This window comes from Heyndrickxia sp. FW510-T9 (genome assembly GCF_058781025.1).
The window spans coordinates 1-15,402 of record NZ_JBYSWK010000078.1 but is presented as its reverse complement, the minus strand read 5'-3'; the positions used below and the strand labels follow the sequence as shown (position 1 = coordinate 15,402).

The 15,402-nt window shown below is 35.4% G+C and carries 15 protein-coding genes, 1 tRNA gene, 1 other RNA gene and 1 other annotated feature; of the genes, 4 read left to right on the top strand and 13 right to left on the bottom strand.

The features are described 5' to 3' along the window. Positions 1–244: 244 nt before the first annotated feature. The 7 genes from AC3WJF_RS22110 to tadA all read right to left on the bottom strand — a co-directional run bounded on the left by AC3WJF_RS22110 (position 245) and on the right by tadA (position 4,510). Entirely contained in the window at positions 245–511 is a 267-nt protein-coding gene (locus AC3WJF_RS22110; protein ID WP_492456095.1) for a pro-sigmaK processing inhibitor BofA family protein, read from the bottom strand. 95 nt (positions 512–606) lie between these two features. Continuing rightward, on the bottom strand, positions 607–822 hold the full coding sequence (locus AC3WJF_RS22105; protein ID WP_492456094.1) for a YaaL family protein: 216 nt from the start codon (positions 820–822) through the stop codon (positions 607–609). Between the two features lie 14 nt (positions 823–836). Beyond that, complete coding sequence (gene recR / locus AC3WJF_RS22100) at positions 837–1,433, bottom strand: recombination mediator RecR (protein WP_492456093.1); 597 nt, start codon at positions 1,431–1,433, stop codon at positions 837–839. Positions 1,434–1,445: 12 nt separating this feature from the next. Then, complete coding sequence (locus AC3WJF_RS22095) at positions 1,446–1,769, bottom strand: YbaB/EbfC family nucleoid-associated protein (protein WP_492456099.1); 324 nt, start codon at positions 1,767–1,769, stop codon at positions 1,446–1,448. Positions 1,770–1,783: 14 nt separating this feature from the next. Continuing rightward, a complete protein-coding gene (gene dnaX / locus AC3WJF_RS22090; RefSeq protein ID WP_492456091.1) occupies positions 1,784–3,472 on the bottom strand; it encodes a DNA polymerase III subunit gamma/tau in 1,689 nt (562 codons plus the stop codon). Positions 3,473–3,646: 174 nt separating this feature from the next. Beyond that, positions 3,647–3,911, bottom strand: an RNA gene (gene ffs, locus AC3WJF_RS22085) — signal recognition particle sRNA large type. An 89-nt stretch (positions 3,912–4,000) separates the two neighbouring features. After that, positions 4,001–4,510, bottom strand: a complete 510-nt coding sequence (tadA, locus tag AC3WJF_RS22080) for a tRNA adenosine(34) deaminase TadA (RefSeq protein WP_492456089.1) — start codon at positions 4,508–4,510, stop codon at positions 4,001–4,003. Between the two features lie 182 nt (positions 4,511–4,692). Here tadA and AC3WJF_RS22075 point away from each other — a divergent pair, with 182 nt between their 5' ends. The 3 genes from AC3WJF_RS22075 (at position 4,693) to AC3WJF_RS22065 (ending at position 7,502) form a co-directional block, all read left to right on the top strand. Next, positions 4,693–5,979, top strand: coding sequence for a glycoside hydrolase family 18 protein (locus AC3WJF_RS22075; protein WP_492456087.1), 1,287 nt, complete (start codon positions 4,693–4,695; stop codon positions 5,977–5,979). A 217-nt stretch (positions 5,980–6,196) separates the two neighbouring features. Next, the gene (locus tag AC3WJF_RS22070; RefSeq protein WP_492456085.1) at positions 6,197–6,850 is read left to right on the top strand and encodes a deoxynucleoside kinase; all 654 of its coding nucleotides are present in this window, start codon (positions 6,197–6,199) and stop codon (positions 6,848–6,850) included. Further along, positions 6,834–7,502: a deoxynucleoside kinase gene (locus AC3WJF_RS22065; RefSeq protein ID WP_492456083.1), complete on the top strand. Its 669-nt coding sequence runs from the start codon at positions 6,834–6,836 to the stop codon at positions 7,500–7,502. The genes AC3WJF_RS22070 and AC3WJF_RS22065 overlap by 17 nt, the downstream gene beginning before the upstream one ends. A gap of 138 nt (positions 7,503–7,640) precedes the next feature. Here the strand turns inward: AC3WJF_RS22065 and AC3WJF_RS22060 are convergent. The 6 genes from AC3WJF_RS22060 to guaB form a co-directional block, all read right to left on the bottom strand. Continuing rightward, positions 7,641–7,733, bottom strand: a tRNA-Ser gene (locus tag AC3WJF_RS22060). A 201-nt stretch (positions 7,734–7,934) separates the two neighbouring features. Beyond that, complete coding sequence (serS, locus tag AC3WJF_RS22055; protein WP_492456081.1) at positions 7,935–9,215, bottom strand: serine--tRNA ligase; 1,281 nt, start codon at positions 9,213–9,215, stop codon at positions 7,935–7,937. Positions 9,216–9,261: 46 nt separating this feature from the next. Then, positions 9,262–9,481: a binding site (T-box leader), on the bottom strand. A gap of 63 nt (positions 9,482–9,544) precedes the next feature. After that, positions 9,545–10,129, bottom strand: a complete 585-nt coding sequence (pdxT, locus tag AC3WJF_RS22050) for a pyridoxal 5'-phosphate synthase glutaminase subunit PdxT (protein WP_492456080.1) — start codon at positions 10,127–10,129, stop codon at positions 9,545–9,547. 14 nt (positions 10,130–10,143) lie between these two features. Then, a complete protein-coding gene (gene pdxS, locus AC3WJF_RS22045; RefSeq protein ID WP_492456078.1) occupies positions 10,144–11,025 on the bottom strand; it encodes a pyridoxal 5'-phosphate synthase lyase subunit PdxS in 882 nt (293 codons plus the stop codon). A gap of 120 nt (positions 11,026–11,145) precedes the next feature. After that, positions 11,146–12,507: a serine hydrolase gene (locus tag AC3WJF_RS22040; protein WP_492456097.1), complete on the bottom strand. Its 1,362-nt coding sequence runs from the start codon at positions 12,505–12,507 to the stop codon at positions 11,146–11,148. Positions 12,508–12,681: 174 nt separating this feature from the next. Continuing rightward, complete coding sequence (gene guaB / locus AC3WJF_RS22035) at positions 12,682–14,148, bottom strand: IMP dehydrogenase (protein ID WP_492456076.1); 1,467 nt, start codon at positions 14,146–14,148, stop codon at positions 12,682–12,684. 111 nt (positions 14,149–14,259) lie between these two features. On the opposite strand from guaB, the gene AC3WJF_RS22030 reads away from it, so the two are divergent. After that, positions 14,260–15,207, top strand: coding sequence for a YaaC family protein (locus AC3WJF_RS22030; RefSeq protein ID WP_492456074.1), 948 nt, complete (start codon positions 14,260–14,262; stop codon positions 15,205–15,207). Positions 15,208–15,402 lie beyond the last annotated feature (195 nt).

Below are 15,402 nucleotides of genomic sequence, written 5' to 3'. Positions count from 1 at the left end.
TCCAAAAAGATGTTTGATATAGCTCATATAATTTAAAACATTGACGTTTCGTTCTGTTTAGTTTTCAAAGATCAATTGTTGTTTTTAACTAAGCAACTTTTATATAATATCACGTCTATTATTCCTTGTCAAACACTTTTTTGATCGATATTTGATTGAAATATTTCAGCGACGTTTAATATCTTATCACCTACTATGTTCTAAGTCAATATAAAACATTAAAAATTCCTCATAAGAGGAATTTTTAATGAAGAATCCATGTCTGTATAATGGTAAGTCCAATTACACCAGGTATTCCTAATAAACCAGATATTGCAGTCGTAATAATATTGATGGGAACATGGATGCCATAGTGACTTCCAATTGAATTTAAAAAGAACAAGAATACTGCACCAATAATAAACTTGATAAACAATTGGCCAAACCATTTAATTGGCTTTCCTAGTGTTCCTGCAGCTAACAATAACAAAATGAATAAAATAATAATGGATATTACTATGACAGGAATCAAAATTTTCCACTCCTTATTTCTACATGTTTAATACTATTCATTTTATGAACAGATTGTCCAAAAAGAACATTTATGTAGAAAATAGTCCTGGAATTTTATATTTTTATTCTTATATTTCTTTCTCTTGCTTCTCGGAATAGAAAGAAGTATTTTGCTTCAGCGGTCATCTTATAGTAATTAAGTTCCTCATCAAATTCAAAACTCATATCAACCAAGGATTTTTGGTTTATCCAATCTTTCCTTGCTGTAGACATTAAATTAATAAGTTTTTGATCATATTCTTCCTGTAACTTTTGTTTACGTCCAAACAAGAAAATCACCCCACTTATACTTCTCTTCTTCCCTCAAGTGCCTTAGATAATGTCACTTCATCCGCATATTCTAAATCTCCACCTACAGGTAAACCATGGGCAATACGTGTAATTTTTATCCCAGATGGTTTCAGTAACCTGGAGATATACATGGCGGTTGCTTCTCCTTCAATATTTGGATTTGTAGCCAGTATTACTTCTTGAACTACTTCATCCTGAAGTCTTTTTAATAAATCAGGAACATTAATATCCTCTGGACCAATTCCCTCCATCGGGGATATGGCCCCATGTAAAACATGGTATAATCCGTTAAATTCCTTCATTTTTTCCATTGCTATTACATCTTTAGGATCTTGTACTACACAAATAATACTTTTGTCCCTTCTTTGATCTGTACAAATATAACATGGATCTTGATCCGTAATGTGACCACAGACTGAACAATAACCTAAATTTCTTTTAGCATTCACAAGTGCCTTTGCGAAATCCAGCACTACATCTTCTTTCATGTTTAACACAAAAAACGCCAGTCTTGCCGCCGTCTTAGGGCCAATTCCTGGCAGTTTCATGAAGCTATCCATGAGCTTTGTAATCGGTTCAGGATAATGCATTTTATTTTCCCCTTAAAATCCTGGTAAATTCATTCCTTTTGTAAATTGACCCATTGTTTGATTCGTTAGTTCATCTGCTTTTTTCAATGCATCATTTGTCGCTGCCAAAACTAAATCTTGTAGCATTTCAATATCTTCTGGGTCTACGACCTCTTCCTTAATATTTACTTCTAAAACTTCCTTATGCCCGGAAACAATTACTGAAACCATTCCCCCACCAGCTGTACCTTCAATACGCTTTTCGCCTAACTCTTCTTGTGCTTCCGCCATTTTCTTTTGCATTTTTTGCATTTGTTTCATCATATTTTGCATATTACCCATTCCACGCATTTTCATCATCCTCCAAATTTTTAATCCTTTATTTCAATTAAATCATTACCTACTAATTTTTTCGCTTCTTCAATAAATGGGTCATCATTTTCCTCATCATTTCCGTTTTGAGGTGAATCCATATTATTATTTTTTAAAAAGTCTTCCCGAACTTCATTCCATTGATTTTCAGGAATACCCGCTACTTGGTAATGCACACCTGCTACCTCTTCTAAAATGGAAGAAATAGCTTCTAAAAATTTATTGTTTTCCATTGCCATTTGACAGTGGATTTCATATTTAAATTTTAAAACGAAAGCAGTATTCGAAGCTGCAACAGGTTCTGCCTCATTCAGCAGTGCCGCCTGGGAACGCATTTGACGATTATTTAGCATTTCCAGCATATCTCCCCAGCGACTTTTAATGAGTTGTAAATTCTGTTTTGTTGCTCCTTTTAATATATCATGAATTCTACCCGTCTGTACTTTATAACCTTTCCCAGTTCGTGGAACTTTCTTTGCAGCTTGTGGCTTTTCCTCTTGAGAAACGGTCACACCATGTTCCTTAAGGCTCCTTATTTCTTTTTCGAGCCTTTCAATTTTACCAAGCAAATTTTGAATATCATCACTATTATGAACAACTGCAGCTTTTGTTTCACATAAACGTATTAAGGCTACTTCAATATACATTTTTGGTATATTGGAAAACTTCATTTCTTGCTGTGTTTTATTTAATATATCAATATATTCATAAATTTGCTCAGTTGTTATTTCTTTCGAAAGATTTTGGAAATCACTATCAACCATCACACGCTCTATAGATTCTTCAAGATTTGGTGCAGTTTTATATAAAAGCATATCTCGAAAATAAAGAATCAGATCTTCGATAAATCTTGTTGGATCTTTTCCTTGATATAAAAGATCTTCAAGAGTCTGCAATGCGATAGATACATTATTTTCATGGATTGACCTAGCCAATTGGTTTAAATATTCCTGAGAAATCGCTCCAGTAACCGTTAAAGCATCGTTCACTGTAATTACTTCATCACTAAATGAAACGGCTTGATCCAATAGACTCAACGCATCCCTAAGTCCACCATCTGCAGCTTGTGCAATTATTTCAAATGCTTTTTCCTCAAATTGTATCCCAGATCCGTTTGCAACATGCACCATTCTTTTGATAATATCTTTGGCAGTAATTCTTTTAAAATCAAAGCGTTGACATCTAGATATTATCGTTAAAGGTATCTTATGTGGTTCAGTAGTTGCCAAAATAAAAATTACATGCCGAGGAGGCTCTTCTAATGTTTTTAATAGGGCATTAAATGCTCCAATGGAAAGCATATGAACCTCATCAATAATATAGACCTTATATGGCACAGCGTTCGGAGCAAATTTCACTTTATCTCGTATATCACGAATTTCCTCGACCCCATTATTGGATGCTGCATCTATTTCAATAACATCTGGAATAGATCCATCTGTAATACCCAAACAAGCTGCACACTCATTACACGGTTCAGCTATCGGAGCCTTTTCGCAATTGATTGCTTTTGCCAATATTTTTGCTGCACTTGTTTTTCCTGTCCCTCTTGGGCCCGAAAATAAATAAGCGTGCGAGATTTTTTGCTGCAGGAGGGCATTTTGAAGTGTTTTCATTACATGCTCTTGTCCCGCTACATCCTCAAATGATTGCGGACGCCACACTCTATATAATGCTTGGTACGCCATATCCCCCCCACCTTCTTTTTAATATTTTTTAATATCCATTTATCTTCAAATAATATCACTTTTTTAATATTATACCTTATACCTTTTTATTTTCACATTTATAAGGAAAAACTTATTTGTATTAATACAAAAAACCCATCCTATTTGGATGAGTTATATATGTAAGGTTAACTGCCGTGCACCTTCCTTCGACTAGCTCCCATAAGCGTTACTTAAGCAGTTAGCTCGGCTCAGGCTGCCCTGCGGCACATGGAAGAGTCCACTTAATGCTGCTTCCTTCCGGATCTGACATGGTTCATGGATTTCCATTGCGCAGGACCCAAGCGTCAACACCACTTACTTAAGGCAGACCCTACAGGAAACTAGCCTCAAGAAGGGATTCAGTCCCGCTAGAGCGGATTGCGGGTACAGGGCACCGCTACCTCCCCACCTAGCACGGCAAAATTGATACCATATTTAGTTGCGTTAAAAATAACGCTAGATTTAGTATACAAGTGTTTTAAGAAAAAATCAACGGATATAAGGTTGTTAATTATTGGCGGGACTACCACCCAGCTTTTCTTGCTTTTTTTTATGGCGAATTTGACGGAAAAACTCACTTAATATTTCACTACATTCCTTTTCTAATACACCACTGGTTACTTCACATTGATGGTTAAACCTTTTGTCGTCCAATAAATTCATTAAGCTGCCTGCACACCCAGCTTTAGGATCATGAGCCCCAAATACAACCCTTTTTATTCGTGAAAGAATTATTGCCCCACTGCACATAGGACAAGGTTCTAATGTAACGTACAAAACGGCATTCTCAAGTCGCCAAGAACCAAGATTGTTACATGCATTTTGAATCGCCAACAATTCCGCATGAGTTGTGGCATTCTGAGTTGATTCCCGAAGGTTGTGAGCGGATGCCACTATTTTATTATCAATAACAATAACTGCACCAATCGGAACTTCATTAATTTCTGCAGCCTTCCTTGCTTCTTGCAATGCAAGCTGCATAAAGTGTGTATCATCCATAACTGTAGCCAAATTCATAGCTTAAACCCCGTATTTTCATATTCTTTGCTCATTATAACTTAAAGGCAGAATAAATCGAAGGAATACAGGTGTAAATCTGATAAATATAACATTATTTTTCTTAGTAGACATAGAATGTTTAAGGGAGATAAAAACTGATTTTACACATAATTAAATTCAACATAAAAGGAGGGATTTAAATGCAAATACATGTTGTAAGATCAAATGAAACGCTAGAAGGAATTGCTAGATTCTATCAAGTATCGAGCAGTGAGCTGATTTCCGCTAATGAACTGCCAAATCCAGACCGTTTAGTAGTCGGGCAGGCAATTGTTATTCCTATTGTAGGAAGCTTTTATTGGGTGCAGCGTGGTGATAGTTTATTTTCCATTGCCCGCAAATTTCACACAACAGCTGCTGAACTTACAAGGATAAATGGAATTTCTGCTAACCAACCATTGCAGATCGGAATGAGACTATATATACCTCAGCAAAGAAAAGTGAATGCAGAATTTAATGCTTATGTCGAACCATTTGGTAATACAGTTTCAACAGCATTAGAAAATAGCTCAAGGGAGGCAGCTCCATACTTAACCTATTTATCCCCTTTTGCATTTCGGGTAAATCGCAATGGATCATTAATAGAACCTCCTTTAGGGAATTTACCTGATATCGCAAAAAAAAACCGAAATGTCTTAGTTATGGCTATAAATAATCAAGAACAAGGGCAATTCAGCGATGAGTTAGGGAGGATCCTATTAACGGATCAAGCCATACAAAATACATTTTTAAACAATATTGTTTCTACAGCAAAAAAATATGGTTTTCGTGATATTCATATAGACTTTGAATATTTGCGACCACAAGACAAAGAAGCCTATAATCGATTTTTACGCAAAGCTAAAGATCGATTTTCTAAGGAAGGATGGTTTTTGTCCACTGCATTAGCTCCAAAAACTAGCGCTGACCAGAAAGGTAAATGGTATGAAGCACATGAATATAAAGCGCATGGTGAAATTGTAGATTTTGTTGTTATCATGACATATGAATGGGGATATAGTGGTGGACCCCCAATGGCAGTATCACCTATTAACCCTGTCAGGAAGGTGTTAGAGTACGCTATAACCGAAATGCCTTCCAAAAAAATATTAATGGGACAAAATTTATATGGTTATGATTGGACACTTCCTTTTACTCCTGGTAAAGATATTGCCAAGGCAATAAGTCCCCAGCAAGCTATTCAAATTGCCGCTAATCACAACGTCTCAATTAACTATGATTTTGAGTCGCAAGCACCGAATATAGACTATGTTGATGACTCTGGCAAAAAACATAAGGTTTGGTTTGAAGATGCAAGATCGATTCAAGCGAAATTTAACCTTCTAGAAGAATTAAATCTACGAGGCATGAGCTATTGGAAACTCGGATTATCCTTTCCACAAAATTGGCTTTTAATTGTAGAAAATTTTAATGTTGAAAAAAAATAACTCGAAGAACCCCCTTATTCATTAAAAGGGGGTTTTGTTCTGTCTATCTCCAACGTCTATCAGCAGCGGATTAGCAAGACTCCCGCTTTTCTCATTTAGAATTATATTCCGTACCACACTAATGTAACATGTGCTAAAATATGTATTAGTTTGTTTTTATATGTTTCATCATTTTTCCATGAACGGACATTGGAAAAAGACTTGAGGAGGACAATACATGGAAACTCTACCGTTTATTACGGTTGAAGGACCAATTGGTATTGGAAAAACCTCTCTAGCAAAAGCAATTTCTTCTCACTTTCGTTATCATTTGTTAAAAGAAATTGTTGATGAGAACCCATTTCTTGAAAAGTTCTACGATAATATCGAGGAATGGAGTTTCCAATTAGAGATGTTTTTCCTTTGCAATCGCTACAAACAGCTTGAGGATATACACATTCATTATCTCCAAGAAAATAAGCCAGTTGTGTCTGATTATCATATATTTAAAAACCTTATATTTGCGAGACGAACATTAAAAGAAGAACAATATCAAAAATATTTGCAAATCTATAACATTTTAACGAAGGACATGCCTCAGCCTAATGTAGTTATATACTTAAATGCTAGTTTAGATACTGTCATGAAGAGAATAAAAATGAGAGACAGAGAATTCGAAAAAAATATAAGTACAGATTACTTAAAACAATTATCAGCAGACTATGACCTTTTTATGGATAACTTTGAACGTACTCATCCTAACATCCCTGTTTTGCGATTTAATGGAGACGATTTAGATTTTATCCAATACGAAGGTGATCTTCAATATATTATGGATCAATTATCCTTAACTTTACAAAAAGGGGCACATTGTTATGGAACTTCGCAATAAATATGGAATTCCTAATAATACAGTCATCACAATCGCAGGTACTGTAGGAGTAGGAAAATCAACGATGACCAATACATTAGCTAATGCATTAGGCTTCCGTACATCTTTTGAAAAGGTAGATTCCAACCCATACCTAGATAAGTTTTATAACGACTTTAAAAGATGGAGCTTTCATTTGCAAATCTATTTTTTGGGAGAGCGGTTTAAAGAACAAAAGAGAATTTTTGAATATGGTGGGGGCTTTATTCAAGATCGTTCTATTTATGAAGACACTGGAATATTCGCCAAAATGCATTATGAAAAAGGGAATATGTCTGAGGTTGATTATGAAACTTATAAAAATTTATTTGATGCAATGGTGATGACACCTTATTTTCCACATCCGGACTTATTAATTTATTTAGATGGCTCTATTGAAGATGTTTTGGAAAGAATTCAAAGACGTGGTCGACCAATGGAACAAAAGACACCAATTGAATATTGGATCGAGATGCATAATCGCTATGAAGACTGGATCAATTCTTTTAACGCTTGCCCTGTCCTTCGTCTTAATATTAATGATTATGATTTAATTAGTGATGAAACAAGTGTTGAACCAATTATTGAAAGAATAAGCTATTTTCTTAAGCAAACTCAATTGCTAAAGAAATAATTTTAGACTTTCTAAAAAAGAAGTCGCCATTATGGCGACTTCTTTTAAGCACTCTCATCTATTTAAAACAAAAAATCCGTTACAAAAGTAACGGATTTTAAAATCTCCAATAAACTATGCGTGTTTTATTGTACAATATGGCGGAGGAAGAGGGATTCGAACCCCCGCGCGGTTTAACCCGCCTGTCGGTTTTCAAGACCGATCCCTTCAGCCGGACTTGGGTATTCCTCCGTATCGACAAGTAATAATATAACAAATAATAATCAACTTGTCAACACAATTTATTAATTGTTTTTTTATTACACTTCTCCATTAGCAAAATGGATTGTATTAATATTATTCGCCCTATGCGTACACGTGAACCGTTTTAGCGAGAGAAAACTTAGAGAACATGTACGCATAAAGCGGTTTGAAGTAAAAAATCACGAAAAATTATTTTGTTTTAATAACATCCACATTTCTCATATATGGACGTAACACTTCTGGAATTACTACACTTCCATCCTCTTGTTGGAAGTTCTCTAAAATAGCCGCAACTGTACGTCCGATTGCTAATCCTGATCCATTTAGAGTATGAACATGCTCAGGCTTTGCATTTAATTCCCTTCGGAAACGAATATTTGCCCTACGAGCTTGAAATGCCTCAAAGTTACTGCAAGAAGAAATCTCGCGATAAGCATTGTAGCTTGGGATCCATACTTCAATATCGTATTTTTTAGCAGCTGTAAACCCTAGATCTGCTGTACACATACTTAAAACACGGTATGGTAATCCAAGTAATTGAAGCACTTTCTCGGCATTTCCTGTTAATTTCTCAAGTTCTTCATAAGAATCCTCTGGCTTTACAAATTTCACTAGCTCAACCTTATTAAATTGATGTTGACGGATGAGGCCTCTAGTATCACGTCCAGCTGAACCTGCTTCAGAACGGAAACATGCACTGAATGCCGCATAGCTAATAGGAAGTTGATCTCCAGTCAAGATTTCATCTCGATGAAAATTAGTTACTGGAACTTCCGCTGTTGGAATAAGAAAGTAATCTTCACTTTCTACTAAAAATGCATCTTCTTCAAATTTTGGAAGTTGTCCAGTACCTGTCATACTTGTACGATTCACTAGGTATGGCGGCAATATCTCTTCATAACCATGTTCCTCTACGTGAAGATCTATCATAAAGTTCCATAAAGCACGTTCTAATCTAGCACCTAACCCTTTATAAAATACGAAACGGCTACCTGTTACTTTTGCTGCACGCTCAAAATCCACTATATTTAAATCTGTAGCTATATCCCAATGTGGTTTAGCTTCAAAGTCGAAACTTCTAACATCTCCCCACCTGCGAATTTCAACGTTGTCATCTTCTGATTCGCCAATTGGAGTACTCTCATGAGGAATATTTGGAATAGACATAAGAATGCGATCCAATGTATCTTCAATTTGACGCAACTCATCATCAAATTGTTTTATTTTTTCCCCAACCTCACGCATTTCAACAATGAGATTATCTGCATTTTGTTTTTCCCTTTTCATTTGTGCTATTTTTTGACTTACTTCATTTCGCTTGCTCTTTAAATCCTCTGTAACTACAATTAATTCTCGTCTTTTTGTATCTAATTCCTCAAACTTATCAAAATCGGTTAAATCTTCACCGCGATGCTGTAATTTTTCCTTTACCTCTTCAAAATTGGCTCTTAAATATTTAATATCCAGCATGAAATTTTCCTCCTTTACTTAATAAAAACAAAAAACTCCCGTCCCCTAAAGGGACGAGAGTTACCCGCGTTGCCACCCAAATTGAAAGCAAACAATCTTGCTTTCCACTTCAATCGATAACGGTTTTACCCGAAAGTACTTACTAGCCTAAAACTTTCAGTACTTCACTCAAGGATGGATTCACAAATTTTCTTTATCGGTTTACACCAGCCACCGACTCTCTTAGAAAAGAATAACTTGTTACTATTTCCTGTCAATGATTTTTAATAATGCTATTTGTTAATATTAAATGATAATTTACTATAAATTTTACCTAAATGCAACTGCTTTTATGCATTTTCTATTGATTTTTTTACCATCTCAACAAAATAATTTGTTAGCCTATCATCATCTGTTAATTCAGGATGGAAAGAACAACCGAGAAATTGACCTTCGCGTGCAGCAACTATTTTACCTTCATGTTTGGCCAGTACTTCAACATTTTCTCCAGCCTCAACAATATGCGGAGCACGGATAAATACTGCGGGAAATTCATCTGCTACCCCCGCAATATCTAAATCTGTTTCAAAGCTTTCCTTTTGGCGGCCAAAAGAATTTCTCTCCACTTTAACATCCAATACTCCGATATGTGGCTGATCATAACCAACAATGGACTTAGCTAGCAAAATTAATCCTGCACATGTACCGAACATTGGTTTACCCTGCTTGGCGAAATTTTTCAACCCATCTAAAAAATCATACTTGTCAATGAGCTTTCGCATCGTCGTACTTTCTCCACCAGGTAGAATTAATCCATCCAGTTCTTCTAGTTGTTCTTTTTGCTTTACTACAACCGCTGTAGCACCACAGTTTTCAATTGCGTTAACATGCTCTCTAACAGCCCCTTGGAGGCCAAGTACACCGATTTTAGTCATTATAACGATTCTCCTTACCAGCCTCGGTCTTGCATACGAGATTCTGGTGATAATGAAGATATTTCAATTCCCTTCATCGCCGTTCCAAGATTTTTAGAAATATTGGCAATAAGTTCATAATCTTGATAATGCGTTGTAGCTTCTACTATTGCTTTTGCGAATTTTGCAGGGTTTTCTGATTTAAAAATCCCAGATCCAACAAAAACTCCGTCAGCACCTAATTGCATCATAAGTGCTGCATCTGCTGGTGTTGCAACTCCACCAGCTGCAAAGTTTACAACAGGAAGACCACCATGTTTTTTAATTTCAAGCAATACTTCATAAGGAGCGCCTAGTAGTTTTGCTTCTGTCATTAATTCATCTTCATTCATACTAATTACTTTTCTAACTTGTGCATTTACTTTTCTTATATGTCTTACTGCCTCTACAATATTACCTGTGCCTGGCTCTCCTTTTGTACGTAGCATAGAAGCACCTTCACCGATACGCCTTGCAGCTTCTCCAAGATCACGGCACCCGCAAACAAATGGAACCGTATAATCCTTTTTATTCAAATGAAATTCTTCATCTGCAGGTGTTAATACTTCACTTTCATCAATATAGTCAACACCCATCGCCTCAAGAACCCTTGCTTCAACAATATGACCAATCCTAGCTTTTGCCATTACAGGAATCGTAACCGCACCCATTACCTCTTCTACAATACGTGGGTCTGCCATTCTAGCTACTCCACCAGCCTTACGAATATCCGAAGGAACACGTTCAAGTGCCATAACTGCAACTGCACCAGCATCTTCTGCAATTTTTGCTTGTTCGGCATTTATAACATCCATAATAACGCCGCCCTTTTGCATTTCTGCCATGCCACGTTTTACTCTATCCGTTCCTGTTCTCATGACTTTTACCCCTTTTTCTTAAAAAGTGAAAATCCTATTAAGTTCCTATGATTAATAAACATTAAAAAGAACACCTTGTCAAGAAGGTGTTCAAAAATACTTTTCTTGTATAATATCTCTCTAGAACCAGCCTTTTACAGTAGATGTTACTCCACTCCAAATATTAGCGAAAAAATGTCCAATTCCTCTCATCATTAAAACAAACCAATTTGCTTTATCAACATTATTTGCCGCTACAACATCAACATTTGCTGATTTTTGACCGTATAAATAACCAAAATCTTTAGATCCACTATATTGTGCTACTAGCTTTCCAACAACCTCACCCTTTTTCACAGGTGCAACAAGGTTACCATCTTTATCAAGCTTATTCTTATCTAAAACTAAGACAGGTTTATAAGCCTTCTCATCACCATTTTTAACAACCAAGTGAAGTGGTGCTGTTGTAAGGATTTTTACATTTTTTTCCTTACCTTTTAACACTGGTAAGGTTTTATGTTTACTAATTTCATAGTTTTTAGGATACACTTCTTTTACTGAAAAATTACTAAAAGCATAATCCATCATTTTTTTAGTTTCATCAAATCTTGCAGTTTTTACACTTTGTCCTTTAGCATTTGTTGCATTCATCACAACCGTAATTACTCGCATCCCATTACGCATAGCTGTTCCTGTAAAACAAGAACCAGCAAAATCAGTGGTACCTGTTTTCAAACCATCGACTCCATTGTCTTTAGAACCATATATTAATGTAGGAAGCATCCAGTTCCAGTTATCCATTTTAATATCCTCACCAGGTCCAGCATGAAAGACCATTTTAGGAATGCTCGATGTTTTCAACATTTCTGGATAATCATTTACTAAATGAAAAGCAAGTTTTGCCGTTGCTCTTGCAGACATCACATTTTCGTCTTTCGGTCCACCATATTTTTTAGGATACATACCTTGTAAATCCGAGTTGTTTAAGCCACTACAATTTACAAACTTATAATCCTTTAACCCAAGTTCTTTTGCTTTATCATTCATCATCTTTACAAAATTCGTTTCAGAACCTGCAATCGTTTCAGCGATGGCAATTGTCGCTGCATTCGCTGAGTATATTGCCATTGCATGATAAAGATCAATAATCTTGTATTTCATGTCTTTTCTTAATGGAACATTTGATAGAGTTGTATCGTGGGATATTTTAACAACATAATCACTCGGTGTATATTCTTGATCCCATTTTACTTTTCCTTTTTTAATAGATTCTAATAAAATATACTCAGTCATCATTTTTGTCATGGATGCAATACCTAGTGCAGTATCCGCATTTTTTTCATAGAGTACTTTTCCAGTACTTGCTTCGATTGCGATAGCTCCATTGGCATGTACATCTAATATATCATCAGCTGCAAAAGCGCTTTTTGGTAATTGGAGCATACTAATTATTACTATTAAAGCCATTGTGGTGGCTATATATTTCTTAAATTTATTTTTAATTTTCACTGATAACCCTCCATCACGATGATTTGTACACTTTCGTTATTGTAACATAGTTCGAATCTATTGAGTAGACGGAGGATATACCTAAGTAAAACAAAAAATGGTAGTATCCCGTTTACCAGACACAAGGACCCTACCATTTTATAGTATATACCCTAAATTGTGACTATTTTATGACATTGAGTAATTTGGTGCCTCTTTTGTTATTTGCACATCATGTGGATGACTTTCTCTCAAACCAGCTCCAGTCATACGAATAAATTGTGCTTCTTCACGTAGTGATTTCAAGTCTTTTGATCCGCAATATCCCATCCCAGAGCGTAAACCACCTATTAGCTGATAAATAACATCCTGAACGGATCCTTTATATGGAACCCTTCCCTCAATACCTTCAGGAACAAATTTCTTTGCATCTTCTTGGAAGTAACGGTCTTTCGAACCTTGTTCCATTGCCGAAACGGAACCCATTCCACGGTACACCTTAAAACGCCGGCCTTGGAAAATTTCCGTTTCTCCTGGACTTTCCGTTGTTCCAGCTAATAAACTTCCGAGCATTACAGCATTACCACCAGCTGCTAATGCTTTTACTACATCTCCGGAATACTTTATTCCACCATCTGCAATGATAGCTTTTCCATGTTTCCGCGCTTCTGTAGCGCAATCGTAAATAGCAGTAATTTGTGGAACCCCGACACCTGCTACTACACGTGTGGTACATATGGAGCCTGGCCCAATACCTACTTTAACAACATCCGCCCCAGCTTCAAATAGTTCACGAGTAGCTTCTGGTGTTGCAACATTTCCAGCAATAATATTTAGATTTGGATAAGCATTTCTAATTTCTTTAACTGTATTTATTACACCGAAAGAATGCCCATGCGCAGTATCAATTACAATAACATCTACATGTGCTTTTACAAGTTTTTCTACTCGTAATAAAGTATCCTTGGTTACTCCAACCGCAGCACCAACTAGAAGCCTTCCATGGCTATCTTTTGAAGAATTCGGAAACTCGATAACCTTTTCAATATCTTTTATAGTAATTAACCCTTTTAGTACTCCATTATTATCTACTAAAGGGAGTTTTTCTATTTTACGTTTCTGGAGAATTTGCTCAGCATCTTTTAATGTAGTTCCAACAGGAGCTGTAACAAGATTCTCTTTTGTCATTACATCTGAAATTGGAATAGAGAAGTCTTGGATAAACCGAAGGTCGCGATTAGTAATAATACCGATTAGCTTTTGTTCTTCTTCGTTGTTTACAATAGGAACACCAGAAATACGATACTTACCCATTAAATGTTCTGCGGAAAATACTTGATGTTCAGGAGTTAAAAAGAAAGGATCTGTAATAACGCCACTTTCTGAACGTTTAACTTTATCAACTTGTTCTGCTTGTTGTTCAATACTCATATTTTTATGAATAATTCCAAGTCCACCTTGTCTCGCCATAGAAATTGCCATTTCAGCTTCTGTTACAGTATCCATCCCAGCACTAATAATTGGCATATTTAATTGTAAAGTATCTGTTAATGAAACTTTTAGGCTTACATCCTTTGGTAATACTTCGGATTTAGCTGGTATTAATAAAACATCATCAAACGTTAATCCCTCTTTAACAAATTTTGTTTCCCACATAATTTTCCCTCCTGCACCCAAAAATATTATTAGTAGGTTATCAATTGGATAAACTACTGTCAAGTACATATTAATATGTTCAACTTTTCTAATAATTCGGAGGTTCTAAAGTTGGAAAAAATAAAAATATGGGAGCAAATAGATTATTTCCAATCTGCTATTTATACTCAAGATTTTTTAAAGAGATGCTATAGAAACTTACCCAATACTTTAGACGCAAGTAAAAGCGGGTATGATAATTGCTATCCATTTATGTATTATTTGGATCATGGAAAATTATACTATAACCAAGCAGAAAATGCCCCACTTGCAATTAAGCCTGTTCTTCTCTTTTATGGTCTTGCTCATTTAATAAAGGGATGTCTTTTAACAGTGGATCCATATTATCCCGATACAACATCTGTTCTTGCCCATGGTGTTACATCACGGAAAAAGAAAAAGCAACAATATCAATTTATTTTCGATGAAGTCAAAGTTCAGAAGCTAGGGTTATTTACTCATTTTTCTAAACTAATGTTTCACGTGGAACATTTAGACGGAGAGAAGTTTATTATGAAAGAATTGTTAACTCAATTACCTGAACTTGATAATTGCTTTGAAACTCTTTATTCTTCAAACACTATACACGTTTTTAAAAGTGATCATACATATATATTACCTATTATAGTATTAGATTATTATCATAAAACATTTGAATCATTTAAAGAATTTATAAACATAAAAAGCAAATCATCTATTAAGTGGTTAGGGGCTACAAAAGAGTATATTACCTTTACTTACGAGAAACCGTTACCTCTTCCATTTCGATATCATTTAGAAAAAAATATATATTGTCTTCCAAAAAAAAGTAGCAATTTAGAAATGATACCAGAATTAATCATTTATTATTTACTTTTATATAATTTGAGTATGATTGCTAGATATGAAACAGAGTGGTGGTCTGAACTTATAAAAACTACACCTTCGAATGACTATCCTTTAATTAGGAATTTTTTATCCTTAGCTCTGTCCAAAACTCCATATTTAGTTCTTCAATTTTTATTAGAAAAAAAAATATAATCATTATATTTTTTTGTTTTATTCAAGTGAATTTATGTCATATTTTCGTGATTTATTACTGTAATCTCGCAAATTAGACTTTAAACCTAATTTAAACATATAAAAAAGCCACAGACGCAAGTTCTGTGACTTTTTCTGTTTGCCTGGCAACGTCCTACTCTTGCAGGGGGAGAGCCCCCAACTACCATCGGCGCT